This is a genomic window from Serratia sp. CY33802, assembly GCF_052169095.1.
In the GTDB taxonomy this organism is placed as follows: domain Bacteria; phylum Pseudomonadota; class Gammaproteobacteria; order Enterobacterales; family Enterobacteriaceae; genus Serratia; species Serratia bockelmannii.
Genome location: NZ_JBJNLL010000001.1, coordinates 561,978 through 586,519, shown reverse-complemented (window position 1 = coordinate 586,519; position 24,542 = coordinate 561,978). Strand labels below are relative to the sequence as shown.

General features: G+C 56.2%; 4 protein-coding genes. 1 reads left to right on the top strand and 3 read right to left on the bottom strand.

The window, feature by feature from the left end:
* Positions 1-7 precede the first annotated feature (7 nt).
* A complete protein-coding gene (locus tag ACJ8HA_RS02745; protein ID WP_148123539.1) occupies positions 8-424 on the top strand; it encodes an RbsD/FucU family protein in 417 nt (138 codons plus the stop codon).
* A gap of 50 nt (positions 425-474) precedes the next feature.
* Here the strand turns inward: ACJ8HA_RS02745 and ACJ8HA_RS02740 are convergent, their stop codons facing one another.
* The 3 genes from ACJ8HA_RS02740 to ACJ8HA_RS02730 all read right to left on the bottom strand — a co-directional run bounded on the left by ACJ8HA_RS02740 (position 475) and on the right by ACJ8HA_RS02730 (position 24,532).
* On the bottom strand, positions 475-1,209 hold the full coding sequence (locus ACJ8HA_RS02740) for a thioesterase II family protein (RefSeq protein ID WP_075201387.1): 735 nt from the start codon (positions 1,207-1,209) through the stop codon (positions 475-477).
* Positions 1,210-1,355: 146 nt separating this feature from the next.
* A complete protein-coding gene (locus ACJ8HA_RS02735) occupies positions 1,356-17,402 on the bottom strand; it encodes an amino acid adenylation domain-containing protein (protein ID WP_442515193.1) in 16,047 nt (5,348 codons plus the stop codon).
* A complete protein-coding gene (locus ACJ8HA_RS02730) occupies positions 17,402-24,532 on the bottom strand; it encodes an amino acid adenylation domain-containing protein (protein ID WP_442515192.1) in 7,131 nt (2,376 codons plus the stop codon). The genes ACJ8HA_RS02735 and ACJ8HA_RS02730 overlap by 1 nt, the downstream gene beginning before the upstream one ends.
* Between the last annotated feature and the right edge of the window lie 10 nt (positions 24,533-24,542).

The window sequence follows — 24,542 nt, the reverse complement described above, 5'->3', positions numbered from 1 at the left end:
TCGCCTTATGATTAAATCCGCCATCATCCACCCACCGCTGCTCGCCGCGCTGGCGCAATGCGGGCATAAAACCCAGGTGCTGATCGCCGACGGCAACTACGCCTGCGTGACCCACGCGCCGAAAGACGCCACCGTGGTCTATCTGAACCTGGCGCCCGGCACGCTCGCCGCTCCGCCAATCCTGGAAAAACTGCTGGCCTGCATCAACGTGGAAAGCGCGGCGCTGATGGCCTGCCCGCCGGACTTCACCAACGCTATCGAAGCCGAATACCGGCAGCTGCTGCCTGAACATTGCCCGATCGAATACCTGCCGCGCGAGGCGTTTTACGCCGCGGTCAAATCGGATCGGACGTTGCTGGTGATCGCCTCCGGCGAACAGCGCCGCTTCGCCAACCTGCTGCTGACGGTGGCGCCGGTGGTGTGATGACGCCATTGCGTTAATGGCGGTTGTGCCCCAACCGCCATACCTGCGCTTTACGCCAGCTGCTGATTCACGATATCCGCCACTTCTTTCGGCTGATGATTGATGAAGAAATGATCCGACGAAACGGTGTGCAGACCGATATGCGCGCTTGTATAGCGCGCCCAAGCCGCCATGTCCGTCTTGGAAACAGTGCTGTCGCGGCTGCCGTGAATCAACACCAAAGGATAATTGATTGTCTTCTCCTTCAACGCCCGTTTCATATGAAAATTAATCGACAGCTCGTTGCGTATAATAGGAAAAAATAAGCTTCTGAAATCAACGTCATCCAAAATATCAGGTTGAGTTCCGCCATAACGACGCAATACTTCGGCCATTTCATCATCATCTGAATGCATCGGATCATGCTTAAAATCCGTAATGTGCGGCGGTGCTTCTGCGGCGATAAAAATTCGCGCCGGCGGTTTATCCTGAGCGATAAAACGACTCGCCAATTCAAAGGCGAATAATCCGCCATTGCTGTGACCAAGAAATGAGTACGGTTTTCCCGACATCAGGCTCGTGGCTTCTCGTTCCACCTCATCCAAAATTTTGTAGACATCATTGCACAACGCCTCTGAAAAGCGGCGCCCATTGCCGGGCAGTTGCATGGCGTACACGGACGTATTGCTATTGACGTAGTGAGAGAATGGCACGAATACCTCGGCATTTCCGGCGGCATAAGGGAAACAAAATAAAATATGCTCATCATCCCCACCGGTACCCCTTTTTATTTGCTCAAACCACATACGGCTTCCTCTGCTTTGCAAGAATATGACGCTATCCGCCACCGCGGAGAACGGGAGCGGCGTAATCAAAATCAATACCGTAGCGGGATCAGCGGGATAGTTTATCCCGCTGATTTCCCCTCAGGTATAGCGAACACGCTGCGCCATCAAGCCAGCGTCCAATGCCCTAACCACGAAGTCATTTTTTCCGCCATCATTGCCGCGCCTTCTCCCGCGTTCATCGTCAGGTGGTTCCCCGGAATTACCTGCACCTCGAAGCGGCCCAACACCCAGGGATGCCAGAACTTGCTTTGATTTTCAGGAAAATCTGCAATCACCTCACGGTGAGAGAAAAACAGCACATCACTCATCAACGCATGCGGGTGGTAACGCTGCATCATCACGTTATGCCGTTGCCAGGTGCTCAAGTAACGAGGTAAGAACGCCGAGGAAAAGAGCGTTTCGGCCGCAGTTCCTTTGGTGATCTCAGATAAATAATGGATTTTATCCGCCATTTGGGTCATCGCCTTCCAGGCATCCCAATCAATGTCCAGTGACACCAGGCCAAATGAAAGCAGGTAGTCCAAAATCTGTTCATCCGTCATGGCCGCAGGCAGATTTCCCTGTCCTGGGGAATCAATCATCACTACCGGCAGAGACACATGTTTTCCCTCTTGGTACTGCCGCGCCATTTCAAACGCGATAATACCGCCGAACGAAGAACCGGCCAGGCAACATTCGCCTCGCTCAAGATGCGGCTTCAGCAAAGCCAGATACTCTCCCGCCAATTGTTCGATGCTCTCGAAGGCGCCCGAGCCATTCAGCAGAGGTGAACGTATGGCATAAATCGTTCTGCTGCTTCCCAAGCATTGAGCCAACTCCCGGTAGAAATAGATGTCGCCGCCGATGGGGTGGATCAACACAAGTGGCATCATCCCCTCATCCTCACCGTCGCGCAGCTTCACCAAACCGCTTTCGCCCTGAGGCTTCGCTGTCGCATGAGCCTCTAGCGATTGCGCTATTTGCACGACGCTCGGCTGTTCCATGGCCATAAGCTCAAGACGTATACCGGTCATTTTTTGCAGGCGGCCAATCAGTTGCAATGCGCTCAGCGAGTCGCCGCCCAGTTCGAAGAACCCGCGCTGTGGATCGACCGACTCACACCCCAGAACCTCGTTGAACAACATTGCCACCCGTTGTTGCATATCTCCTTGGTGCACGGCTGCCTCCGCCGGAACCGGGGCCGGCCGCGAATGAGCGGGTGAATTCATCACACCGAACCAATGCCGCTGAGGCGCGAAAGGATATGCCGGTAGACGCAAAGACGCTTGCCCCGTACACCGCCAGAAACGCTCCTGGTTGATTTCCACACCTGACATATGCAGCACGCCAACGGAACGCCACAGCATCTGCGCAGCCTGCCGCTCATCCGTAGCGTTGCGCGGTGAAGAAACGACAACGGCCGCATTCCCCAATGCCGGATGGCGCGACGCCAACGTACTCAGAATTTGACGCGGCCCTACTTCCAGCAATACCCAGTTGTCATCGGCACGGCGTTCAAGCAAGGTACGCAGGCCGGCGTCATATTGCACCGTATGCCGCAGGTGCTGCACCCAATATTCGGGCTGACAAACCTGTTCCGCCGTTGCCCACTGGCCGGTCAAATTGGAGATAAACGGTAACTGCGGCTCGTTGAAGGCAATTTCTTGCAGCGCGGCCTTAAACTCTGCCAACACAGGCTCCAATAAACGCGAATGGAACGCGTGCGAAACCTTAACCGGATGGCAAGATACCCCTTGGGCGATCAAGCTCGCCTGCAAAGAGGCGATTGCCGACGCCGCGCCGGAAATGACACAGCTTCCCGAATCATTAACGACGGCGATATCGACGCCCAACGCGGCAGCCTGTTCGCTTACGCCCTCCGCCGACTGTTTGATAGCCAGCATCGCCCCCGGTGCGGTGTGCGCCAATAGCGCACCGCGTTTGAGCATCAACTTGAGCGCATCCTCCAGTGAAAATACGCCGGCGATACATGCGGCAACATATTCGCCCAGGCTATGACCAATCATCACCGTCGGCTCAACACCGAGGAAGCGATACCACTGCGCCAACGCATATTCATACACAAACAGCGCCACTTGAGTGATTGCGGTGTGGTGTACGCTCTCCCCGTTCGCCAATACGTCTTCCCGCGTTATTTCACCGCCCATCATCGGCTCGAGCAATGCGAGGCAACGATCGACCTCCACTCGGAATTGCGGTTCGGCGTCATATAACGCCTGTGTCATGCCGACGAATTGTGCGCCCTGGCCCGGGAACATAAAGGCCACCTGCGCCTCGAACGCAGGTCGGGCCATCGTTTCGCCCTTCTCGCGCAACCGCGCGACGACCGCTTCCCGTGAATCTCCGGATACCCACCGTTGGCATGCATAGCGGTGTCGCTGCGCCATCAGGGCATAGCCAACCGCCTCCATCGAATGCTCAGGATGCGTTGCCAAATGATCGGCCAAAGCCTCACTCATCCGTTCGAGAGCTGCGTCATCCGCCGCAGAAACGCAAAGCATATTGCGCTGAGCGGACTGAGGTGCGGTTGTCGGCGTGTTCGGCGCCTGCTGAAGGATAACGTGCGCGTTGGTGCCGCCAATGCCGAAAGCGCTGACGCCGGCGGTGCGGAGCCCTGTGGCGCTTTCCCAGTTGCGGGTTTCAACATTCACATAAAACGGCCCTTCAGCCAGTTTTAATGCCGGATTCTCACGCTGCATATGTAGCGTGGGAACTAACGTGCGATGCTGCAGGCACAACGCCGTTTTAATCAAGCCGGCGATGCCTGCCGCGACATCCAAATGCCCCAGGTTACTTTTCACCGAGCCGATTGCGCAGGCGTGTTCCGCCTGTTGTCCGGCGAAGGCCGCTTTCAACCCGGCAATTTCAATAGGGTCGCCCAATGGCGTGCCGGTGCCGTGCGCTTCGACATAGGAAATGTCCGCCGGCGTGACATCGGCATCGGCCAATGCCTTGGCAATCACCGCCTGTTGACGGCTCTCGCTTGGCGCAGTGAATCCCATTTTATCCCGCCCGTCATTATTTACGGCCGACCCTTTCACAACGGCATACACAGCATCACCGTCCGCCAGCGCTTGCGCCAAAGGTTTCAGCACGACAACACCTACCCCTTGTCCTTCAATGGTTCCCGCCGCTTGCGCATCAAACGGACGGCAGTGACCATCAGGTGAGAAGATCATCCCTGGCTGGTACAGGTAACCACCGCGCGCTAATTGACCAATGGAGATGCCGCCTGCCAATGCGACCTGACAGTCGCCCGCCTGCAAGGCGCGACAAGCCTGATGAACAGCGACCAGCGAGGATGAACAAGCCGTTTGGATCGTCATCGCCGGCCCGGTCAAATTCAACTTGTACGCCGTTTTTGTCGCCAGGAAGTGGGATTGGTTATGAATCATCAACTGGTAATGATCGATCAAATCAGCCTGAGGCATGTTCGGTAGAACAACGTCTCTTTCGTAGTTGCTGTTGCCGATGGCCGCATAGACGCCGATATCACCGGCAAAGCGCTGCGGATCGCAGTTCGCATCTTCCAAAGCATGCCAGGCGCATTCCAGGAAAATTCGCTGCTGCGGATCCATCAGACGCGCTTCCTGAGCCGTACAGCCGAAGAAATCGGCGTCAAAGCGATCGATATCGTCGAGCATCCCCTGGGCGCGAACATAATGCGGATGATCCAGCAGTGCGGAGTCAACCGATGCCGCCAGCGCCTCGCGCGAGTAATGCGTAATAAACGCCTCGCCATCGCATAACCGTTGCCAGAATGCCGCCAGCGTTTGCGCGCCTGGGAAACGGCCCGCCATCCCCACAATGGCGATATCGTCCCGGGCATTGATCGGTCCAGTCGTCGGTGCCGGCGCCGCTTCATGTTGGCGACCTTCGATATGCGCGGCAATGCGGGCAATGGTCGGCAGACGGAAGAGATCTATCAGACCGATTTTTTGCTGAACCTGGTCGGGTAACATGCCATAGAGCCGGGTCAACATGATGGAGTTCCCACCCAGTTCAAAGAACGAGGTATTGACGCCCACCGCCTCGCAACCGAGCAATTCTTGCCAGATAACCTGCAACTGCTTCACCAGCGGCGTAGCGATTTCGCTCTGCGCCGCTGGTGATGCCTCACCGGCGTCAACCGACGGCAACGCACGCACATCCAGTTTGCCGTTAGCGTTTAGCGGCAAGGCAGACAACGCAATCCAATAGGCAGGCACCATATAATCCGGCAGTTGTCGACCGACGTGTTCATTCAACTGCCCGGCGTTAATTTCGCCCTGCGCCACATAATAGGCAACCAACGCCTGACCGACGTTCCCATCCCCCGCCACTTGGCATATTTGCACGGTAACCTGCAAGATCGACTCGTGCTGCAATATAACCTGCTCAATCTCGCCCTTCTCAATACGATGGCCGTGCAACTTGACTTGCTGATCCTGCCGCCCAAGGAATGCTATTTCACGATTTGGCAAAATGCGCGCGCGATCGCCGCTGCGATACCATATCCCCTCAGCAAACGACAGTGAGACAAAGCGTGAGGCGGTCAGCTCAGGCTGGTTGTGATAACCCTCGGCCACGCCGCTGCCCCCGATATAGAGCTCGCCGATGGCCCCGACAGGCAAAGGTCTGCCGGCCGGGTCCAACACCAGACAACGTTCTCCCGGCAAAGGGCGGCCTATCGTTAAAACGCGATCCGTCGCGGCACGCCGATAATGTTTACCGGTTGACCAAATGCAGGTTTCCGTCGGACCGTAGGCATTGACGAGCCCCGTGAAAACAGCCAGGGCCTTCTGCGCCAAATGCGGCTCAAGCTTTTCACCGCCGACCAGAAGTAAACATTCCTCGTCCCCCTGCAATACCGGTAGGACAATTTCCAGCATGCTGGGCGTTGACTGGATGAAATCGAACTTACGGCAATCCAGCCCAGTGACATGGTGAGTTCCCAAGGTAACGCAGCCGCCGCTCAATAACGGCAAACCGTATTCAAGACCGAAAATGTCGAAAACGGGGTTGGTCATGCTGTACGTTTTCAGCGCTTCCCTGCCCTGGAAGTACTGCTGCCAGAAACCTCGCAATGTGGCGAGCAGCGCCCCATGCCCCACGCTAACCCCTTTGGGTTTACCCGTCGTGCCGGACGTGTAAAGTATGTAGGCGGTCTTCTCCGCCGCAGGTGTGAACGTCGGCATCGTGGCCTGTTTGCGCCACAGCGCTTCTCCCGCGGTGCCGAACAAGGGAATAGACGGAATACCGTACTCGGCCCCTTCATCCCCAGACATCGTCAATACGGCGATAGCCTGGCTGTCACGCAGAATGAAATCGATACGCTCCTGCGGATAGTCTTTGTCCAGCGGCACATAAGCTGCGCCCAGTCGTCCTATCGCCAACAAGGCCATGACCGTCAAGACTTTGCTGTGCAGTCGCAAGGCAATAGGCGCGTGCGGCGTCTTCTCAAGGCGGCCGGCGATGAGATTGGCGAGTTGCGTCACTTCTGCGTCAAGCTGGGCGTAGCTCCAGCTGCGCTCGCCGTCACTCAGCGCCGAAGCGTCTGACCGGCTGCATGCATAGTGCGCCAACACCTGCGATAAGGTAGCGGCATTCCCCGGCGCAGGAAGCATCAAAGGTTGCTCCGGCTCACAATAAACCGGAGCTATCGCCACCGTCTCCGTACTCGCGTCTTTCGCCATGTGGCCGACGATGTCCTTTAACAGTGCCATCGCTTGCCGCATCATCGCCGCATCAAAGTACTCTGCCGCATATTCCAGCTTAATCAGCAGAACGTCCGGCTCCTCCTCCACGCTGACGACCAATGGATAATCCCTCTGCTCATTGCGACCGACGAATTGATGACGCAGTTCGCGGTGGCGGTCTTCATCAGGCTGCGGGTAATTTTCATAAATGAACAACGAGTCAAACAGGCGCTGGCCCGCAGGCTGCAGATGAGCCAGATCGACCAGGCATCGGGTATTGGCTTCATTAATATCTTGCTGCAACCGATGTGCCTGCTGAATCAGAGGCACATCGCTTTGATGCTCCACCTTCAACGGTAGCGTATTGAGGAACATGCCCAGCGTGTTTTCGATACCATTCAACGGCAGCATCCTTCCCGCCACCACGGTGCCCACCACGGTCACGGCAGCACCGGAGTAGAGTGCGAGCACCTTGTGCCAGGCGTATTGCAGCAAGGCGTTCAGGGTCATGCCTTGGCGCTGGGCAGCTTCGAGCGCGCACCGGCGCTCTTCGGCGCTCAGTTCACAGCGGCAAATCCCTGCAGCAGAGACGCTCTTAATGGCTGCTAACGCCGATGACTCCGCATCCGGACGGCGCCATCCGCTCAGATCCGGCGAGGTGTCGACCGATCTCAGGTAGTCGCGCCAGAAATCCGTGTCCCTATCGCGATGCCGTTGAATGTAGCGCTGCACTGAAGCAAAGAGATCCGGTCTGTCCGCCGGCTCACGTCCGTGAGAAAACGCCAGGTAAGCGTCATGCAGCGCCCCCACCAGCAGCGGACTGCTCCAACCATCGAGGATGGCGTGATGTACACAGAACAGGCAAGCGAAGTGATCATCCGCCAGTTTGACCAGGCAGACACGGTACAGTCCGCTTTGTTGGAGATCGAAGCTGGCCTGCTGCTCACTTTCCTGCAGCCTGTGCAAGGCGTGTTCCCGCTCTTCAGGCGACAGATGGCTGATGTCATGGACGTGCCAAGGGAAGCGCCCTTCATGATCCACGACCTGCACGATTTCACCGCGCCAATCGAACCGCAACCGCAGGCAGGAGAACTGCTGTTGCACCCATTGCCACGCCCGCTTGAACGTCTCGGGCTCGATCGCACAGTGATAATCCCAGCGCGTAGCCACGCGATACACCCGATCGGCGTCGCCAAAGGCCAGCGAATGGTGCAACATCCCTTGCTGCAGACTATTGGCCATGAAGACCGCATCAACCGCCTGCGCATGTTGCAGCCGATCCAGATGGGGTTGCGGGAGGGCGAAATCGACATCCGATTCGGTTAACCAACGCCAGGATGGCCAATTCATTGATACCAGGCCATCTTCCAACTCTCGAATAAGCCGCTGCGTCAACCAGGCCGCGTCATGCTCCCGCAGCCGGCTTTCGACCCGCAATTCAAGACGATCGCCAACGTTCAACACGACGATATCGATCAGATGCGTCCCTTCCTGGGAGGCATGGCGATGCAGCCCCACAAAGTGGTGATCCAGCGCCCAGTCTCCCGCCGCCTCCATCTTGCCCAGGTAGTTGATGCTGATGCCGTCCTCTTTCACCACGGGCAAACCACACAGGACACCGAAGTTTTCCGCCCGCTGCGACCAACGTCTCAGATTATTTTTCACCGCGAGCAAATGCTCCCTGGCATCGCGTTGATAGCTAAAACGCACGGGATAACGACTGGTGAACCAGCCCATCGTCCTGGAGATATCCAGCGTTCGCTCATCCGCTTGCCGACCGTGCCCCTCAAACCATAGGCTAAAGGCGGTTTGTCCGGTCAAATCATACAAAACGCGGCCAACCGCCCAGGCCACCATGTCCTGCGGCTGCATGCCGAACATGGCGAGGTGCTGCATCAAGCGACAGGATGGCCCTTCCCCCCACGCAAGGGCATGACGCGTCGTCGCGGTTCCGCCCAGCGCTTGCAACGCATGAACTTCGCTGCCCGGCAATTGCCCCAGCCACTCTTCACGTTCATGAGAGGTAATTTGCGCACGTTGCCGCAGATGGTTCACCCATTGGCGATAGCTGCTGGCCTTCTCCGGCAGCGTTTCCTCTTGGCTCAGGCGTCGTAAATCGTCGACGATCACCTGCAGACTGACCGCATCGACAATCAGGTGATGGCAAGCGACGAACACCCTGGCCTTGCCGTCCGCGTACCCTTCAAGAACGGCGAACGCGGCCAAAGGCCCGCTCTGCAGATCGAACGCCTGCTGCCAGTCGGCAAAACGCTGCAACAGCGCGGCGTCAAAATCCGGGTGGTCTTCCGGCAGCGACAATGCGCGAATGTCCAAAGCGTGGCATGGCGGCAGCGCAGCCTGCGGCTGGTAGCATTGGCGCCATTCTCCCTGGGTATCTTTTTCGAAGCGCAGATTGAACGCGTCGTGCTGCGCCACGAGGCGCGGCAACAGGCATTGCAGACGGGCCATTGTCATGCCAGGCGCCACCAACAGCCCGTACTGGTTCCACTGCTGCGGATGCGGCAGATCATGTGCCAGGAACCATTGCTGGATGGGCAGCAGCGGAACTGCGCCGCTCAAGGCCCCTGTTTCGCGCTGCACGGTCTGGATGCCGCCAACGGTTTGACGGCCGAGCAGAGTGTCGTAGAACGATGCGATGGTGCGATACGTCAGCAACTCTTTCAGCGTGACATCCAGCTGCAATTCGCGCCTTAACCGCCCCGCCATTTGGATACTGGCGATACTGTCGATGCCCAACTGGAACAAATCCGCCTGGGTACTGAGTTCATCCGCCGGCACGTGCAGGATCTCGCCCCACAGCCGACACAGTTGATGTTCACGGTCGTCACGCGGCGGGCAATAAGTCGCCTGCTCTTCGGCTGCGGGTAGCGGCAAGGCGTTGCGATCCAGTTTGCCATTCGCCGTCAGCGGCAAGGCATCCAAAGCGATAAGATGCGCCGGTACCATATACTCCGGCAATTGTTCAGCCAGTCGCGAACGGAGCATTTTCTCGTCAGCGTTCGCTTCGCCGACGTAATAAGCCACCAGCATCGGTGCCGGCTGCGCCATCACCAGTGCCACGGCCTGGTGGATCCCGCCGCATTGCAGAAGCCGGCTTTCAATCTCCCCGAGCTCAATGCGATGCCCGCGCAGCTTGACCTGGAAGTCGTTGCGCCCCAGGAATTCGACATAACCTGCCGCATGCCAGCGCCCTAAATCGCCCGTCTTGTAGAGGCGTCCGTGACGAGGGTGCGAAATGAAACGCTCCGCCGTGAGCTGTGGATTTCGCCAATAATTTAATGCCACCCCCATCCCGCCAAGATAGAGCTCACCGGTCACGCCAACCGGACACATCTGTCCCTGCGGATCCAAAACATAAAGCGCCTGATGAGGCATCGCAGTGCCATAAGGGATGGAGCGCCAGGCCGGATCGATCGCCTCTATTGGGTACCAAACGGACCAAATGCTGCCCTCAGTCGCCCCGCCCAGGCTGATGCAGTCAGCGTGCGGCCAAAGTGTGCGCAACGTCTCCGGCAGATTCAGCGGGATCCAATCACCGCTCATTAAAAATGCGCGCAGCCTTGGCAGTGAGCATCCCTGCCGTGCCACGGCATCGGCCAGCAGCCCGGCAAGCTGTGGAACGCTGTTCCAGACGGTGACTTCACGCTCAGCAAGCAGCGGCAACCACCGCTCCGGATCTTTTACGCTCTCTTGAGCCGGTAAGACGATCTCCGCACCGACGCTAAGCGCGCCGAAGATGTCATAGACGGAGAGATCGAAGCTCAATTCAGACAGCGCGAACAGGGCATCTTCAGCGGTCAGCGAGAGGCGTCGATTTACCGCTTGCAGCGTATTCACTGCGCCACGGTGATCGATGGTGACCCCTTTTGGCCGCCCGGTGGAACCGGAAGTGAAAATGACATAGGCCACATCGGCGGCGCTGACGTGCGGCAAGCCGAAACACGGTGGCAAAGCGGTCGCCTCATCCAGCATATCCTCGATGACCAGCAGTTGATAACCCGCTTCGCTCAGTGTCCGGATATCCACACGCGCCGACTGTGCCCGGGTCAGCCAAAGCTGTTCTACACCGGCCTGTTGTAAAATATCGGCGATGCGCCCCGCCGGCCACTCCACATGCAACGGTAGATAGCCCTTGCCGGCCTTCATGATCGCCAGACAGGCACAGACCTGGGCGTAGCTTTTTTCCGCCAATACGGCAATCAGCGGCGCAGATGAGCCCATCCCCTGCTGCGCCAACGCATCGCTGTCTTGTTTCAATTGGCCATAGGTCATGCCGATCGCCGCTTCCCCGTCATACACCGCGATAGTTTCTCGATGCCGTGCTTGCGTCGCCAACAGATCGAACGCGCTGAACAGGGTTTCTTCACTGAGAGGCTGAGTGACGGCATTTGCCCGCTGCATCATTTCTCTTTGCGCTTCAGGCAAATAGTTTTCGCATCCCACCGGCGTTTCCCAAGGCTGCTGCGCTAATAGCGAGATCAGACGGCAATAGGCGCGATTCAGATGCGCAATGGTTTCTTCATCAAACAGCTGTTCGACATAAAGCCACTTGCTCATAAAGCGGCCATCGACTTCAATAGCCTGCAGGTCGATCCAAGCCTGAGAGGTTTGCGCACACCAATATCGCTGCTCGCGCGCCTCGCTGTCTTCCAGATACGCCTGTTTATCCCAATCGCCGGTTTGTTGCCCTACGACGCCAGTGAAGACCAACGGCGACACCGCCGAATGGCGATCCAGGCCGTGCAGTTTCACCAGATCGCGCTGCACATCCAACCCGCTGTACAACGCATGCTGAATGTCGTCCCACATGCGCTTATGCGTCGTCTCGATGGTGGTGAACAGATCCTCGCCGGCATCGCGAAAGTGGAACAGGTTGGTCGAGGTAAAATCACCCAAAATGTCGTTTACGTCCTCGCAAACCGCGTAGCGGTTGAACAGCGTCATGGTAATGAGAAACTCGCTGTTGCCGGAATATCGCGCGATGAGGTAGCCATAGAGGCTCAGCAATACCGACGAGTATGAGACCTGATAATGCTGCGCTTGCCGTTTGAAATCCTGCCAAATTTGTTTGTCTATATATAGCGTATGCTCTGCAAAGTGCGGGTGTTCAACCGTGGCCGACGGTACCTTGAGCGGTAAGTTTGGCCGCAGCGGCATATCGGCCAGCTTGTCCTGCCAATAAGCGCAATCTCGTTGATACCAACGGGAGGCCTTCAGATGGGCCAGATGCTCCTGGTAGTCTTTGAAGTTCACGGTTGCCAGCGGCGGCAAGACATTCCCCCGATACAGCGCATTAAGCAGTTGATACAGCGCCAGACGGCTTTGCACATCCAGCAAAATCAGATCGAGACTGATATGCAGCACGTCGCGCTCGCGCAGCCGGCTGATTTCAAAAGTGAACAACGGGAAACGGTCGACCTGATAGACCTGATGGGACAGGCGCTTGCGCACGCGCGCCAGCGCGGTAGCCTCATCGTCGAGGCGCAGGTCATTCACCGCCAAGGCATAATGGCCGGCCTGCGACACCGAAATGAAGCGCTGAGTCATGCTTTCCGCGTCATACACGGTGCGCAGCACCGGACAGAGGGCGATCAATCGGTTAATCGCCAGCTCCAGACGTTCGTCATCAAGGCGCGGATACACGAACTCGTTGTAGATGTGGTTGGCGACGTTGCCGATCTCATAGTTTTCAAAGCGCCCAACCAGATAGGCTTTCTGAATCTCGGTCATGGCAAAGCAGTCGCCGTTTTCGGCACCGCCCTGCAGAGGTAAATGCTGTAAGTCGCGTTCATCCGCAACATTGATGAAATCGCCAAGGCCGTATTGGGTTCTTCCCTGCCGTTCACAGCACGCTATCAGCGTGTCTATAGCCGCCTCCCAGGCCTCCAGCAACTGTTGATTTTGCTCACCGGACAGACCGCTGACGACTTCGAGCTGCAACCGACCTTGCTCTATGTAGCTAAAGAGCGTAATACCGAAAGGCAAGCCGTTGTCAGGATGGCGCGTCTCACCGACCGGCGACATGACCAGCGCCCAATCCTTTTCATCCGGCGAAGTCAGCTGTCCCAGGTAGTTGAAACAAACATTGGGCAGCGGCAACCCTAGCTCACGGGCAAACGCGCCAAATCCTACGCCCTGATGAGGCACGCCGCGCAGTTGCGCTTTGGCCGCCTGCAAACGCATTGCCGGATCGGGAGAGGATGAGAGCGCACAGGGATAAAGTGACGTGAACCACCCGACGCAACGATGAACGTCCAGAGTGGCATCAATCTCTTCGCGTCCGTGCCCTTCAACGGTGACATGGGTCAGCTCTCCGTTAAACCAGTGAGCGAGCATGCCGTCTGCACACGCCAGCAAACATTCGTCGACTTTCGCATTGAAGGCACGTAAACCCTCGGTTTGCAGCGCCTGCGTCACTTTTATTGATAACGCGAGGCGGCTGCATGCCATCGTAGCGCCGCGCGCAGCCGGCAACGCAACGGGGCGGTAGTCCGCCATCCTGGCCCGCCAGTAAGACGCCTCTTCCGCGTGATTGGCACAATATTGCTCGAAGTGCTCAGTCCACTGACGATAACTCGTTCCCTTATCTCCAAGGCTTTCACCGTGGTAGGCGTTCGCCAGATCGCGGGCCAGAATGCCCCAGCTGACGCTATCGAGCACCAAATGGTGGCAAGCGCAGAAAATACGGGCTCGCCCCTCGTCGAACCCCGTGACATAACCAAAACGATAAAGCGGCCCGTCGGTCAGATCGATATCGCTTTGCCATTCGGTCAGCACGGCGGACAGGGCCTCTTGCCATTGCGGTGCCGAGCGTTCGACATGATGACACCGCAGTTCGATGGCGTCCGGCATCGGTTGATAGCCTTGGCGCCAATGCGACGAATCCTCAGACGTAAACGTCAGGCGTAGCGCATCGTGATGTTGAATCAATGCGTGCAGCGCTTCGCGCAGGCGTTCGACATCCAGCGCCGGCACATCCAGCAGAAACGCCTGGTTCCAATAATTCGGATAAGGGAATGCGCAGTCAAAGAACCAGCGTTGGACAGGCAGCAGCGGCAACTCGCCAACCAATACGCCCTGCTCCCGTTTGCCTTCAATCATCACCTGCTGCTGATGCTGAGCGAGACGTAAATGGAGTGCATGCACGGTTTTGCTGGCGAACACGTCTTTCACCCGGATCGATACGCCCATCGCCTGGCGCAATTTGCTCACCAGCTTGATCGCCATGATGCTGTCCAGCCCCAACTGATACAGGTTAGCCTCACAGCTGAAATGCGCTTCATCGATCCCCATCATTTCCGCAACAATGGCGGCGATCTGCGCTTCCCTCTCCGACTGCGGTGCGACACGTTCCTGTACGACCGGCAGAGACGGTTCAGGAAGCGCACGCCGATCCAGTTTGCCATTCACCGTGACGGGCCATTCTTTCAACCAGATAAAGGTCTCCGGCACCATGTACTCGGGCAAGGCGGCGGCAAGAAAGTGTTGTAGCGTCGCCTCCGGCAACGGTGCCTGCGCCGTGTAATAGGCCACGAGGCGGGGATGGGGCTGTTGATAAACCAGCGCCACCGCCTGGCGCACCAAGTCAAACGCTTCGAGACGCTGGGCGATTTCACCCAACTCAATGCGATATCCGCGTATTTTCACCTGAAAATCATTGCGGCCAACATAAACGATTTGCCCATCATTCCGCTGATACACCAAATCACCGGTTTTATACAAACAGGCATAGTCATCCGCCCGCTCATCCCATTCGGTGCAATACGGATTGACGATGAATTTCTCCGCCGTCAGCGCCGCTTTATTCAGATAGCCGCGCGCCAGTCCGACGCCGGAAAGGTAGAGTTCACCCACCGCACCGGGCGGCAAAAGCCGCTGCCCTTTGTCCAGGACCAACACTTTCATGTTATCAATCGGCCGCCCGATCAGGACGTTATCTATATCCGGATCGTTACAGTCGAAATACAGCACATCGATGGAGGCTTCGGTTGGCCCATAAAGATTGTGCAGGGCGATATGAGGCAAACACTGCTTAATCCCTTTGACCTGAGTCAGTTTGAGCTCTTCACCGCTGCAGAACACGTAGCGCAAGCTCGGCAAGCTGACGTTTCGATCGCGTTGAATGCCCTGTAATGTCTCGGTAAAAGCCGCCAGCATGGATGGCACAAAATGCAGTACGGTGATGGTTTCGCGCTCGATCAGCTCAATCAGATAATCCGCGTCCTTGTGGCCATCCGGATCGGCAAAAACGATGTTGGCGCCGTAAAGAGAGGCCCAAATCAGTTCCCATACGGAGACGTCAAAAATGTACGGCGTTTTTTGTAACACCCGATCGGCTGCCGTCAGCGGATAGGATTTATTCATCCATTGGATACGGTTGATCAAACCGCGGTGCGTGCACATCACGCCCTTGGGCTGCCCTGTGGTCCCGGAGGTATAGATGACATAGGCCAGATCGTTCGGTGATATCTGACGCGCCATGTTTTCATCGCTCAACAACTCAAGCTCGTGGCGCAGCGATTCATCATCCAACACCACCAGCCGCCGCCCTGGCGCCGCCACCCGGTGTCGGTAGGCCTGATGGCAGATAATTACGTCGGCCCGGCTATCCTGTAGAATGTAATCGAGACGATCGTCGGGGAATGCCGGGTCGACAGGCAAATAGGCGGCCCCCAATTTCAGGATCGCCCAAATACCGACCAACAGCTCGACGCTGCGATCCAGACACAGCGCAACGCAGGCGCCATGCCCCACCCCACGTGACGATAAGGCGGCCGCCAACTGATTGGCTTGTAGATTCAACTGGCGATACGTCAATTGCCGATGCCGATCCGCACAGGCGATATTGTCCGGCGTCAGCGCTACCTGCGCTTCCAATAAAGACGCGATATGCTCATCTTCTGAATAATCGCAGCGCGTGTCATTCCATTCAGACAGCACCTGCCGACGCTGGGCTGGCGTGATTAAATCGATTTGTTCGAGCGGCGTCTCCCAGGATTGCCGATCAAACTGGCCCAGCGCATAAACTAACGCCTCGAGAATATTGCGAACGTAGTCCTCTTCGTAACGATTCTCCGCCGCGGTTAACGTGAAATCGATTTGACCGTCTCGTTGAGCGGCAAATAAGGACATGCCAAACTTTTCCGCCAGATCGGGATAAGACTCCAGACGATATTCCACGCCGGGGACGGCGATATCGCCGTTTTCAAAGTTATGGAAGGTAAATAGCAGCTGAACCAGTTCATTGATGCGCACCGCGCCACCGTCGATCTCCGGCGCCAAGTGCCCAATGTTCACCCACGGATGTTCCTGCAACTGCAAAATATCGTGCTGAATGCTTTTGACATTGCTCAACACGCTTTGGTCTGCGCGCAATGCGGCGATGACCGGCAGGGTGCTGATAAACGGCCCAATGGCGCGGCTGAACGCCTCGGGGCGATTCATCACTGTCAGTCCAATAGGGAAATCGCTGTCCTGGCCGCTAAAGGTCCGTAATACATGGGCGAACGTCGTAAACAACAGAGAATAGAGCGTCAGTCCCCGTTCGCCGCATGCCTGCGTCAAACGCTCGACAACCTCCGACGTCAATCCTGCCTGCACGGCAAAGGCACGATTCTCCACGCCAGAGAGATGGCGCTGTCGCAATGCCGGCGGTTCCGCCTGATTCAAACGGGCGGCCAACGATGTTCTGAACGCCTGAACATCATCTTGCCGCACCCGCCACTGTTGATATGCGGAGTAATCCAGGTACCCCGCTTCAGGCTGCGCCGATACAGACGGTGTGGCGTACGCACTCAACAGTTGATGAGCAAAATGCTGGACGGAAGGGGCATCAGACAGCATATGATGGTGAACGCACGCCAAAACGGCCTCTTGCGTCTCAGCCCGCACCAGCAGCACAAAGCGCGCAAACTGCCCTTCCGGCATAGGGAAGGTTTGTTGTGCCAACGCCCGTTTCTTACTTTCCAGCTCGGACCAGGAAATCCTTTCTACTTCCAGTGCAAACTGCTCAGGCGCCAGAAAAACGCGCTTCATATCGCTATCAATCGACTGACGCAACAGGGGCTGATGCCGTAAAAAGGTTTGCAGCGCGTTTCGCAACCGCGCGATATCCACCTGCGGCAATCCAATGAACAAAGGTACCGTATAGGTATACGGCAAGCCGTCGATGTCGCTTTGCAGATACATGCCTTGCTGAATTGAGTCCAGCGCAAGTGGCCAGCTACTTGGCGGTAGCCTCAGAAAAGACGTTTCCTTCGCGAGTTGTTCGCTGGTCACGCCATTGTTCTGTAACAGCGTCAACAATTCGTCTTTGCGTGCCGCCACTTCAGCCTTCAGATCGGCATCAAAGCCGATATCCTTGTCGACAGAAAAACCCAACCGATCGTCCGCTTTAGCCCACAATAAAATGTTATTTTTTTTCAGGTTGTTCAATAAATCCGTCAACATCATTACAGCGCCCCTTCTTCTCTGCCGTTGCCACAAGGTTGCCCGGCGACCCACGCCGCCATTTCCTGAATCGTATTGTTGTTGTAGAGGTCTTCCAGACGCATCTCGGTTCCCGTCGCGAGGTTGATCTTGCGTACCAGTCGCATAGCCAGAAGCGAATTCCCCCCTTGAGTGAAGAAGCTTTGGTCACAACCGATTCGCTCTTCACGCTTGTCCAGAAGCTCCGCCCAAAGTCGGCGCATCCGTATCTCATCATCGCTGCGCGGAGCCAGACATTCGCTGTGCTTGACGACTTTCGGCAAGCATGATGTATCGACCTTACCGTTGTTAGACAAGGGGATTTCCGGGATCAAAGTAACGTGCTGCGGCAACATATAGTCCGGCAAACGACGCGCCAAATGCCGTCTGATCGCCTGGGTCATCGAGACAGTGAGCGCAGGAACGTCAAAGGCCGGTTCATCCTCGGCCCGCACATACCCTATCGCCATGCTGCACAACGTGTCCTCGGCCGGCGTGACGCCAAGAATGCAGCCGCCAATTCGCCGCTGGGCGGCGAGCGCGCCAAATCGCTGCATCATCCAGCCACTGGCCTGATAATGGCACGCGTTCTTAGCGCCATGGACCTGCAACAACACCTGAGACGACTGCAACACCCCGTACACGTCTGATGATTCGGCCAGCACGGAGGTCTCACCGAGGCAATAGTGTCGCCCTGACGCGCGAGCGACATAGGTTCCCCCCTCGTTTTCCATCACGCTGAAATCGACGCTGACTTGCGGTGGTGAAGTGACGGCGCAAACGCCGAGGTGGATCCGACACGCTAATGCCCCCTCGTCAGGTGAAACGGCGTCAGCGGGCTTGACGTAATAAGCGACGCCCAAAGACTGGAGATGCTCAGTCAGCAAGGCCAACATGTGGCCGACTTCTATCTGCGCCAAAGCGAATGCGCGCTCGGCATATAACGCGGTGATGGTTTCCCACCGAACCACCAAGTCCAGATAAGGCCCGGTGTGTTCTCCCGACGCTTCTGCCTGGTACAAATGCTGTTCCAGCGGATGGTAGTAGTAATAACCCGCGGCATATTCTCCCATCGCCGCCGGGAGCCCGAGATACACTTGCACCGCATAGAGGCTGCTGGCCGAAGGATAGCGATATTTTGGCAACGCGCGCTGCGGCGAACGGAAAGCGGCGCATACGGCCAACAGCCCGGCCAAAGACGCAGGCGGCAGCGCGCTTCCCTCTTGCGCCATCTGTTGCGTCAACCACCCCGGCAGCGCTTCGTACAGACTGCTGATGGTTTCGGCGGATAACGCCTCCGCGGTAAACTGGCGAGTGCTCTTGCGGGCACGGTAAACCGCTTCATCCAACGGATAGGGTATCGCTCGCGAAGGTTGCAGATCTTGACGTAACGCCGGCAGCGAAAGCACGAATGCGTCGCGGTTAGCAAAATAGAGCGGCACCGGCTGTTGCGCCTCGGGAACAACGTAAGCCATGAGGTCACCCTCGCTGAGCCGCACGATCGTCTGCCGGATCCCAGGTAATTGGCTCAAGTTATTCTCGATATCCTCCAGCTCCACGCGATAACCGTTAAGCTTGACCTGGGCATCTCTTCGGCCGAGGAACTCGATATAGCCTTCCGCCGACCAGCGGCCCAGATCGCCGGTTTTGTACAGGCGTCCATAGGTTGGATGATAAATGAAGCGTTCTCGAGTCAGCGTTTCAGCCTGCCAATATCCCTGAGCAACGCCGAGCCCACCGATATGTATTTCTCCGGTTACACCGAAAGGACAAGCACTCCCCCACTCATCCAGCACCCACATCTGTTGATTCGGCATGGCGACGCCATAAGGAATGCTTTTCCACCTCGCGTCTACCCGATCGATTTCATGCCAAATGGACCAGATGCTGCCCTCCGTCGCGCCCCCCAGGCTCACCATCTTGCTGTCTGGCGATTGGGTTTTCAGGCGATGAGGCAAATTGAGCGGCAACCAATCGCCGCTCAACAGGAACAGCCGTAACCGGGTTAGCGCCTGCGTCGCAGGTTCGACTTCGTCAACCAGCAGGCCCGCTAATTGCGGCACCGAGTTCCAGAGGGTCACGTTATGTCGGCGCAGCGCGGCCACCCAAGCTTGCGGCGCTTTGGTCTCACGCTGGGAAGGGATCACCACACCGCCCCCCACGGCCAACAAGCCAAACAGATCGTAAACGGACAGATCAAAGCTCAACTCGGACAGCGCCAGTATCCGGTCTTCCCGACCGACCGACCAACGTTGGTTAACAGCCAGGATGGTATTGACCGCCCCCTGGTGATCGATCGCTACCCCTTTCGGTTTACCGGTAGAGCCAGAGGTAAAAATAATGTAGGCCAGATCGTCAGCCCTGACGATCGGCCAGGCAACCTCCGTCGACGCACGTTCCTGCGCCGGCGCCACTATCTCGTCGAACACCAAAATCGTGATATCCGAAGGCAACGCCGACAGCTCATGTGCCAGGTCATGACGCTGCTGAGCAGAGAGCAGCAAGATATCGCACCGGGCTTGCTGCAGAATGTCGCGTATGCGCTCCCATGGCCATTCGATGTGCAACGGCAGATAAGCGCCGCCGCTTCTCATGATCCCAAGGGTTGAGACGGCCTGCGCATACCCTTTCTCCAGCAGAATAGCGGTAATACGTCCCTTTTCGCCCTTGGTATGCCGCAATAGCGCACGCCCCAGCGTGTTGCTGTCCTGTTCCAGCCTGGCGTAGGTAAAGTGGCGTTCGCCTTCGGTTTCGATCACCGCAATGCGCTCGGCCGTTTGCGGCGTTTCCAGACTGGAAAGGAACAACCCGTGCAGCGTTTGCTCCGACACCGTACTTTGCGTGGCATTCCAGCGCATGACCGCTTCCGCATGTTCCGCCGGCAGTTCAGGCTGCGGGAATGACATGGTTTCCCAATCGTGTTCTGCCACCCATCGAATCAGAGAACAATAGCCTTCGTGCATGGCCTTGATGGTTTTCTCATCAAATAATTGTTCGACATAATCCCACTCGGCAACGAACCCTTCATCGTTTTCGTAGGCTTTATGGTCGAGCCACACCTGAGACGTTTGGGAGATTGCGTATTGAACGCCGCGATATCCTTCATTAAGCGGCAATTCAAACATGCTCGCTTTATTGTTCATGCCAAGCACGCTGGTCAGCACCACCGGCGCGATAACCGTATTGGCGGGCAGATTCCGCCGCTGTTTCAATAAACGCTGTACGTCAATGCCGTCAAATAAATTATTATCGACGTCATTAAGCAAGGTGCGGTGGATAGCCGATAGCTGTTCGCTCATCGCAACGCCATTTTGACGTTGGTAATTGAACAGGCTTAAAACGGTAAAATCGCCAATAATTTGCTCGACCTGAGAATGTAACGGCAAACGGTTGAACAGCGTTAAATTAAGGCAAAGGCTCTCTTGACCAGACCAATAACATAACGTTCTGCTGTAGAGCTCAAGGATCAGAGCGGTCGGACTAATATTGAAGCGCTGGCATTTGTCGACGATCTTTTGCCAACTCGACATGGGTATCGTCGCAGACAAACGCCGGAAGCTCGGCTTATCGATCCTGGCGGGATGCGCGGCCAGCGGCAATCCGACCTCCAGCGTATAATCATCGATTTTCTGCAGCCAATATTGCTGCGCCCGCTCAAATAATGCGCTACCGCGCAGGCGCTCGTACTGCAGCTGATAATCGCGGTAGCTGATATCCAGCGGCGGCAGCGCCAGATTTTCGTCGTGATATAACGCAATCCACTCGCCGAATAATATTTCAAAACTGGTCATGTCAATGATAATGGCATCAAAGCTGACATGCAGAAGGTATTTCCCTTGATACTCGCTCAGGAAAATATCGAACAGCGGATAACAATCCGGTTTGTAAACCTTGTGCGAGTACTCGGCGCGCAAAGCCAATAGCTCGTCTTCATTTCTCAGGGGGTGGTAGCCTATTTTGTAATGCGCTGCCGCACTTAAAAATCGCTGTTCTCCCTCTTCAAATACGGTGCGCAACGCAGGATGGCGTGCAATAAGTTGATTATAGGCACGCTCCAATTTTTCGTGATCAATATGGTCGAAAACAAATTCATTATAAATATGGGTAGAGACCTCGCTGAGATCGAAACTTTTCATTCGTCCCAGATAATAAGATTGCTGAACATTATTCAGCGGGAAAGGATGGTACAGATGGGTCTCATCACATTGTGCAATCTGGTAGTCTTGGTAAAGAAAACTGCCGCGCCCGGCGGCCACCAATGGCGTTAACCTGGCCACATTTTTTCTTTCGAAAATATCTTTAACTTTCAGATCGCACTGAAGCGTACCGTTTATGCGATTTACCAAGCGAATGGCCGACAGGCTGTTGCCTCCCAAAGCAAAAAAGTCGTCGGTAATGCCGATTCGTCCGCTTTCGCTCCCCAATACATCCTGGAATAGCTGGCACAGGCATCGCTGGAACTCGTTTCCCGGCGCTACGTAATGCGCTTTATCTTGCGCTTGTACCTGCGGCAAGGCTTTACGATCCACTTTGCCATTCATATTCAAGGGGATCTCAGGCAGGTACATATAAGCGCTGGGGAGCATGTAGTCCGGAAGCAGCGTCACCAGATAATCCTGCAGTTGCTGGCGTGCCACCGGCGATTTGGCCTGATAATAGGCAACCAGGAACGCCTGTTGTTCTTCCTTGGCCGGCTGTAAATTTACAACAACCTGCTGCATCCCGGGGTAGGTTCGCAAAACCGACTCTATTTCACCCAGTTCGATCCGATGTCCCCGCAATTTTATCTGGTTATCCCATCGGCTGAGGTATTCAAATCTGCCGTCGGGCAAACAACGCACGCGATCGCCCGTCTTGTACATGACGCGACCGAACCAGGCTGACGGCGTGCTGGAACATATGTTCGGCAAAAAGCTTGCTTGCGTCTGACGCGCATTGCCGTAGTAACCGCGCGCAACGCCCAACCCCGAAATATACATTTCCCCGATCACGCCGGGAGGAAGTAAACGCCGCCGTTCGTCCAAGATAAAGCACTGGGTATTCGCCAGCGGGCGCCCAATGGTGACGCTATCAACCCCAGGCAACAGTTCATCCGCGGTAGACCAAACCGTCGTTTCGGTTGGCCCATACACATTCCACGCACGCTCGGTGTTTTCTGACAACCAACGCGCCACCGCATGCGGCACCGCTTCCCCACCGCACAATGCCCGAACGGGTAGCGTTGTCTCGGCATATTGCTGCGCGACCTGATGCCAAAAAGAAGGCGTCCCCTGCATCAGGCTCACGGAATGACTCGCGATAAAGTGCGGCAAGTCATTATTCGCCAACAACGTCTTCTGGTCGGTTAATACCACCGTGGCGCCAAACATGAGCGGCATAAATATTTCCAGAGTTGAAATATCAAATGCCAACGTCGTGATCGCCAGAAAACGATCCTGATGCGTCACAGACATGCGTCGAGAAATATCGCTGGCGATATTCACAAAGCTGCGATGTTCTACGGCAACCCCTTTAGGCTTACCTGTCGTTCCCGAGGTGTAAATAATATAGGCCAATGCTGAAGCCTCAGCCTGGGAGGGGAATTCGTTGCAACCGTCGGCCCCAGCGAAAGGAGAAGCGGCATATTCACGCCAATCCAAATAACTCAGCCCTTGCGGCAGGCTGCCAGCTGACTGAGCATGCGCACCGATGATTAACGCCGGCTGGGCATCGGCCAAAATAGAATAGGTCCTCACTACGGGCGCATTTTTGTCGATCGGAATATAGGCGCATCCCAGCTTAAGCACGGCCATCAGGCATACTGCCAACTCCGCCTCACGCGGCATCATCAAGGCAATTTTGTCGCCTGCCGCTACCCCATATTGCCGTTGCAGATAGTCGGCCAGGCGACTGGCCTGTTGCTGCAGCATTCGATAACTGAGCGTTTCATTTTTCGTTATCACTGCAGGGTGATCGTTAAGCGCCCTTGCCTGTTGTTCAAACATCCCGACGATAGTCTGTCTCGGATATTCACATTGCGTGGCATTAATTTTCGCATAATAACGTTGGTAGCTATTTTCAGACACGCCGGTCAACGCATCTATATCCCCTTCATTACGCATGAATGTGGCGAGCGCCGCCATAAACTCATCGATATTTGCGGCTACAACGTCGAAAAAGGGGTTTTCGCCGTAAAATTGCAAACTGAGCGTACAGCGCGTGCTGTTCCATACGATCCTGATCGGGGCCGCTGCCGCGTCGACCTCCCCCTCATCCATGATGACATCTACGCCAACCACAGATAAAAAACGGCCGTCATGATGGGATTCGTAGAATGGGTTCGCCGGGTCCCCCTGCAGTACCCGCACTAACCAAGGAGAGAGCTCGGGGTATGTTTCCGTTCCGTTGAGTAACCGTAATACTTTGCTGCTGCGTTGCCTATCTTGCAATTGCAGAGCATAAAGCCCAGGCCGCCGTGCATTGAGCAGAAACTGCAACTGGAAAGCCAACAGCAAAGCCTGTTGCGGCTGCGCAACGCCATCGATGGTCCGTTGAACCACTGCAACATCGTTAACGGCAGACACTTCATCCCTCAGGTTGAAGCAGCCATAACGCGGTTCATCGTTTTCCAGCGCTCGCTGCTCTTGCTGTACCCTCTGCTGGGCAACCAGCCAATCCGTAACTCGGTTTGGCCCTTCGGGCAGAGCAATATCCAGATCTTTCGCCTCACGGCTGAGCATGACCACGCCATCGATGAACAACTCGCCCAACACCGTCTGCGACAACGCTCGGCGGGCTTCCCGCCACGGCAGCTCACGCTCAGCTAACGCCCTGATATTCCCGTCTTCTTCAGCATGAATCTGGAACAACACATTTTGTCGATCGGCGAAAACGGCTAACCGGACGATGGGGCCTCTCACCGAGGCGCTTTCTTCGAGACAGAGCTCATAGTCGATACGCTGATCGCCAACGTCGGAATAGCAAAAGAGGTTGTGCTGCGAACCTGTCCAGCGCGTTCGCTCAGCGTCGCTCAGACCGATTAAGTAGACAAAGTGGCCGGCATCCAGCAAGTAACGGACAATATGGCTGCGCAACGGTTCTACGGTGTGGTTGACAAGAATGTTCAGAATCTTCATGGATATTACT

Bases quoted from the DNA above. Each gene is read 5' to 3' on its own strand.
- ACJ8HA_RS02745 (WP_148123539.1), top strand. From the start codon at position 8: ATGATTAAATCCGCCATCATCCACCCACCGCTGCTCGCCGCGCTGGCG.
- ACJ8HA_RS02740 (WP_075201387.1), bottom strand. From the start codon at position 1,209: ATGTGGTTTGAGCAAATAAAAAGGGGTACCGGTGGGGATGATGAGCAT.
- ACJ8HA_RS02735 (WP_442515193.1), bottom strand. From the start codon at position 17,402: ATGATGTTGACGGATTTATTGAACAACCTGAAAAAAAATAACATTTTA.
- ACJ8HA_RS02730 (WP_442515192.1), bottom strand. From the start codon at position 24,532: ATGAAGATTCTGAACATTCTTGTCAACCACACCGTAGAACCGTTGCGC.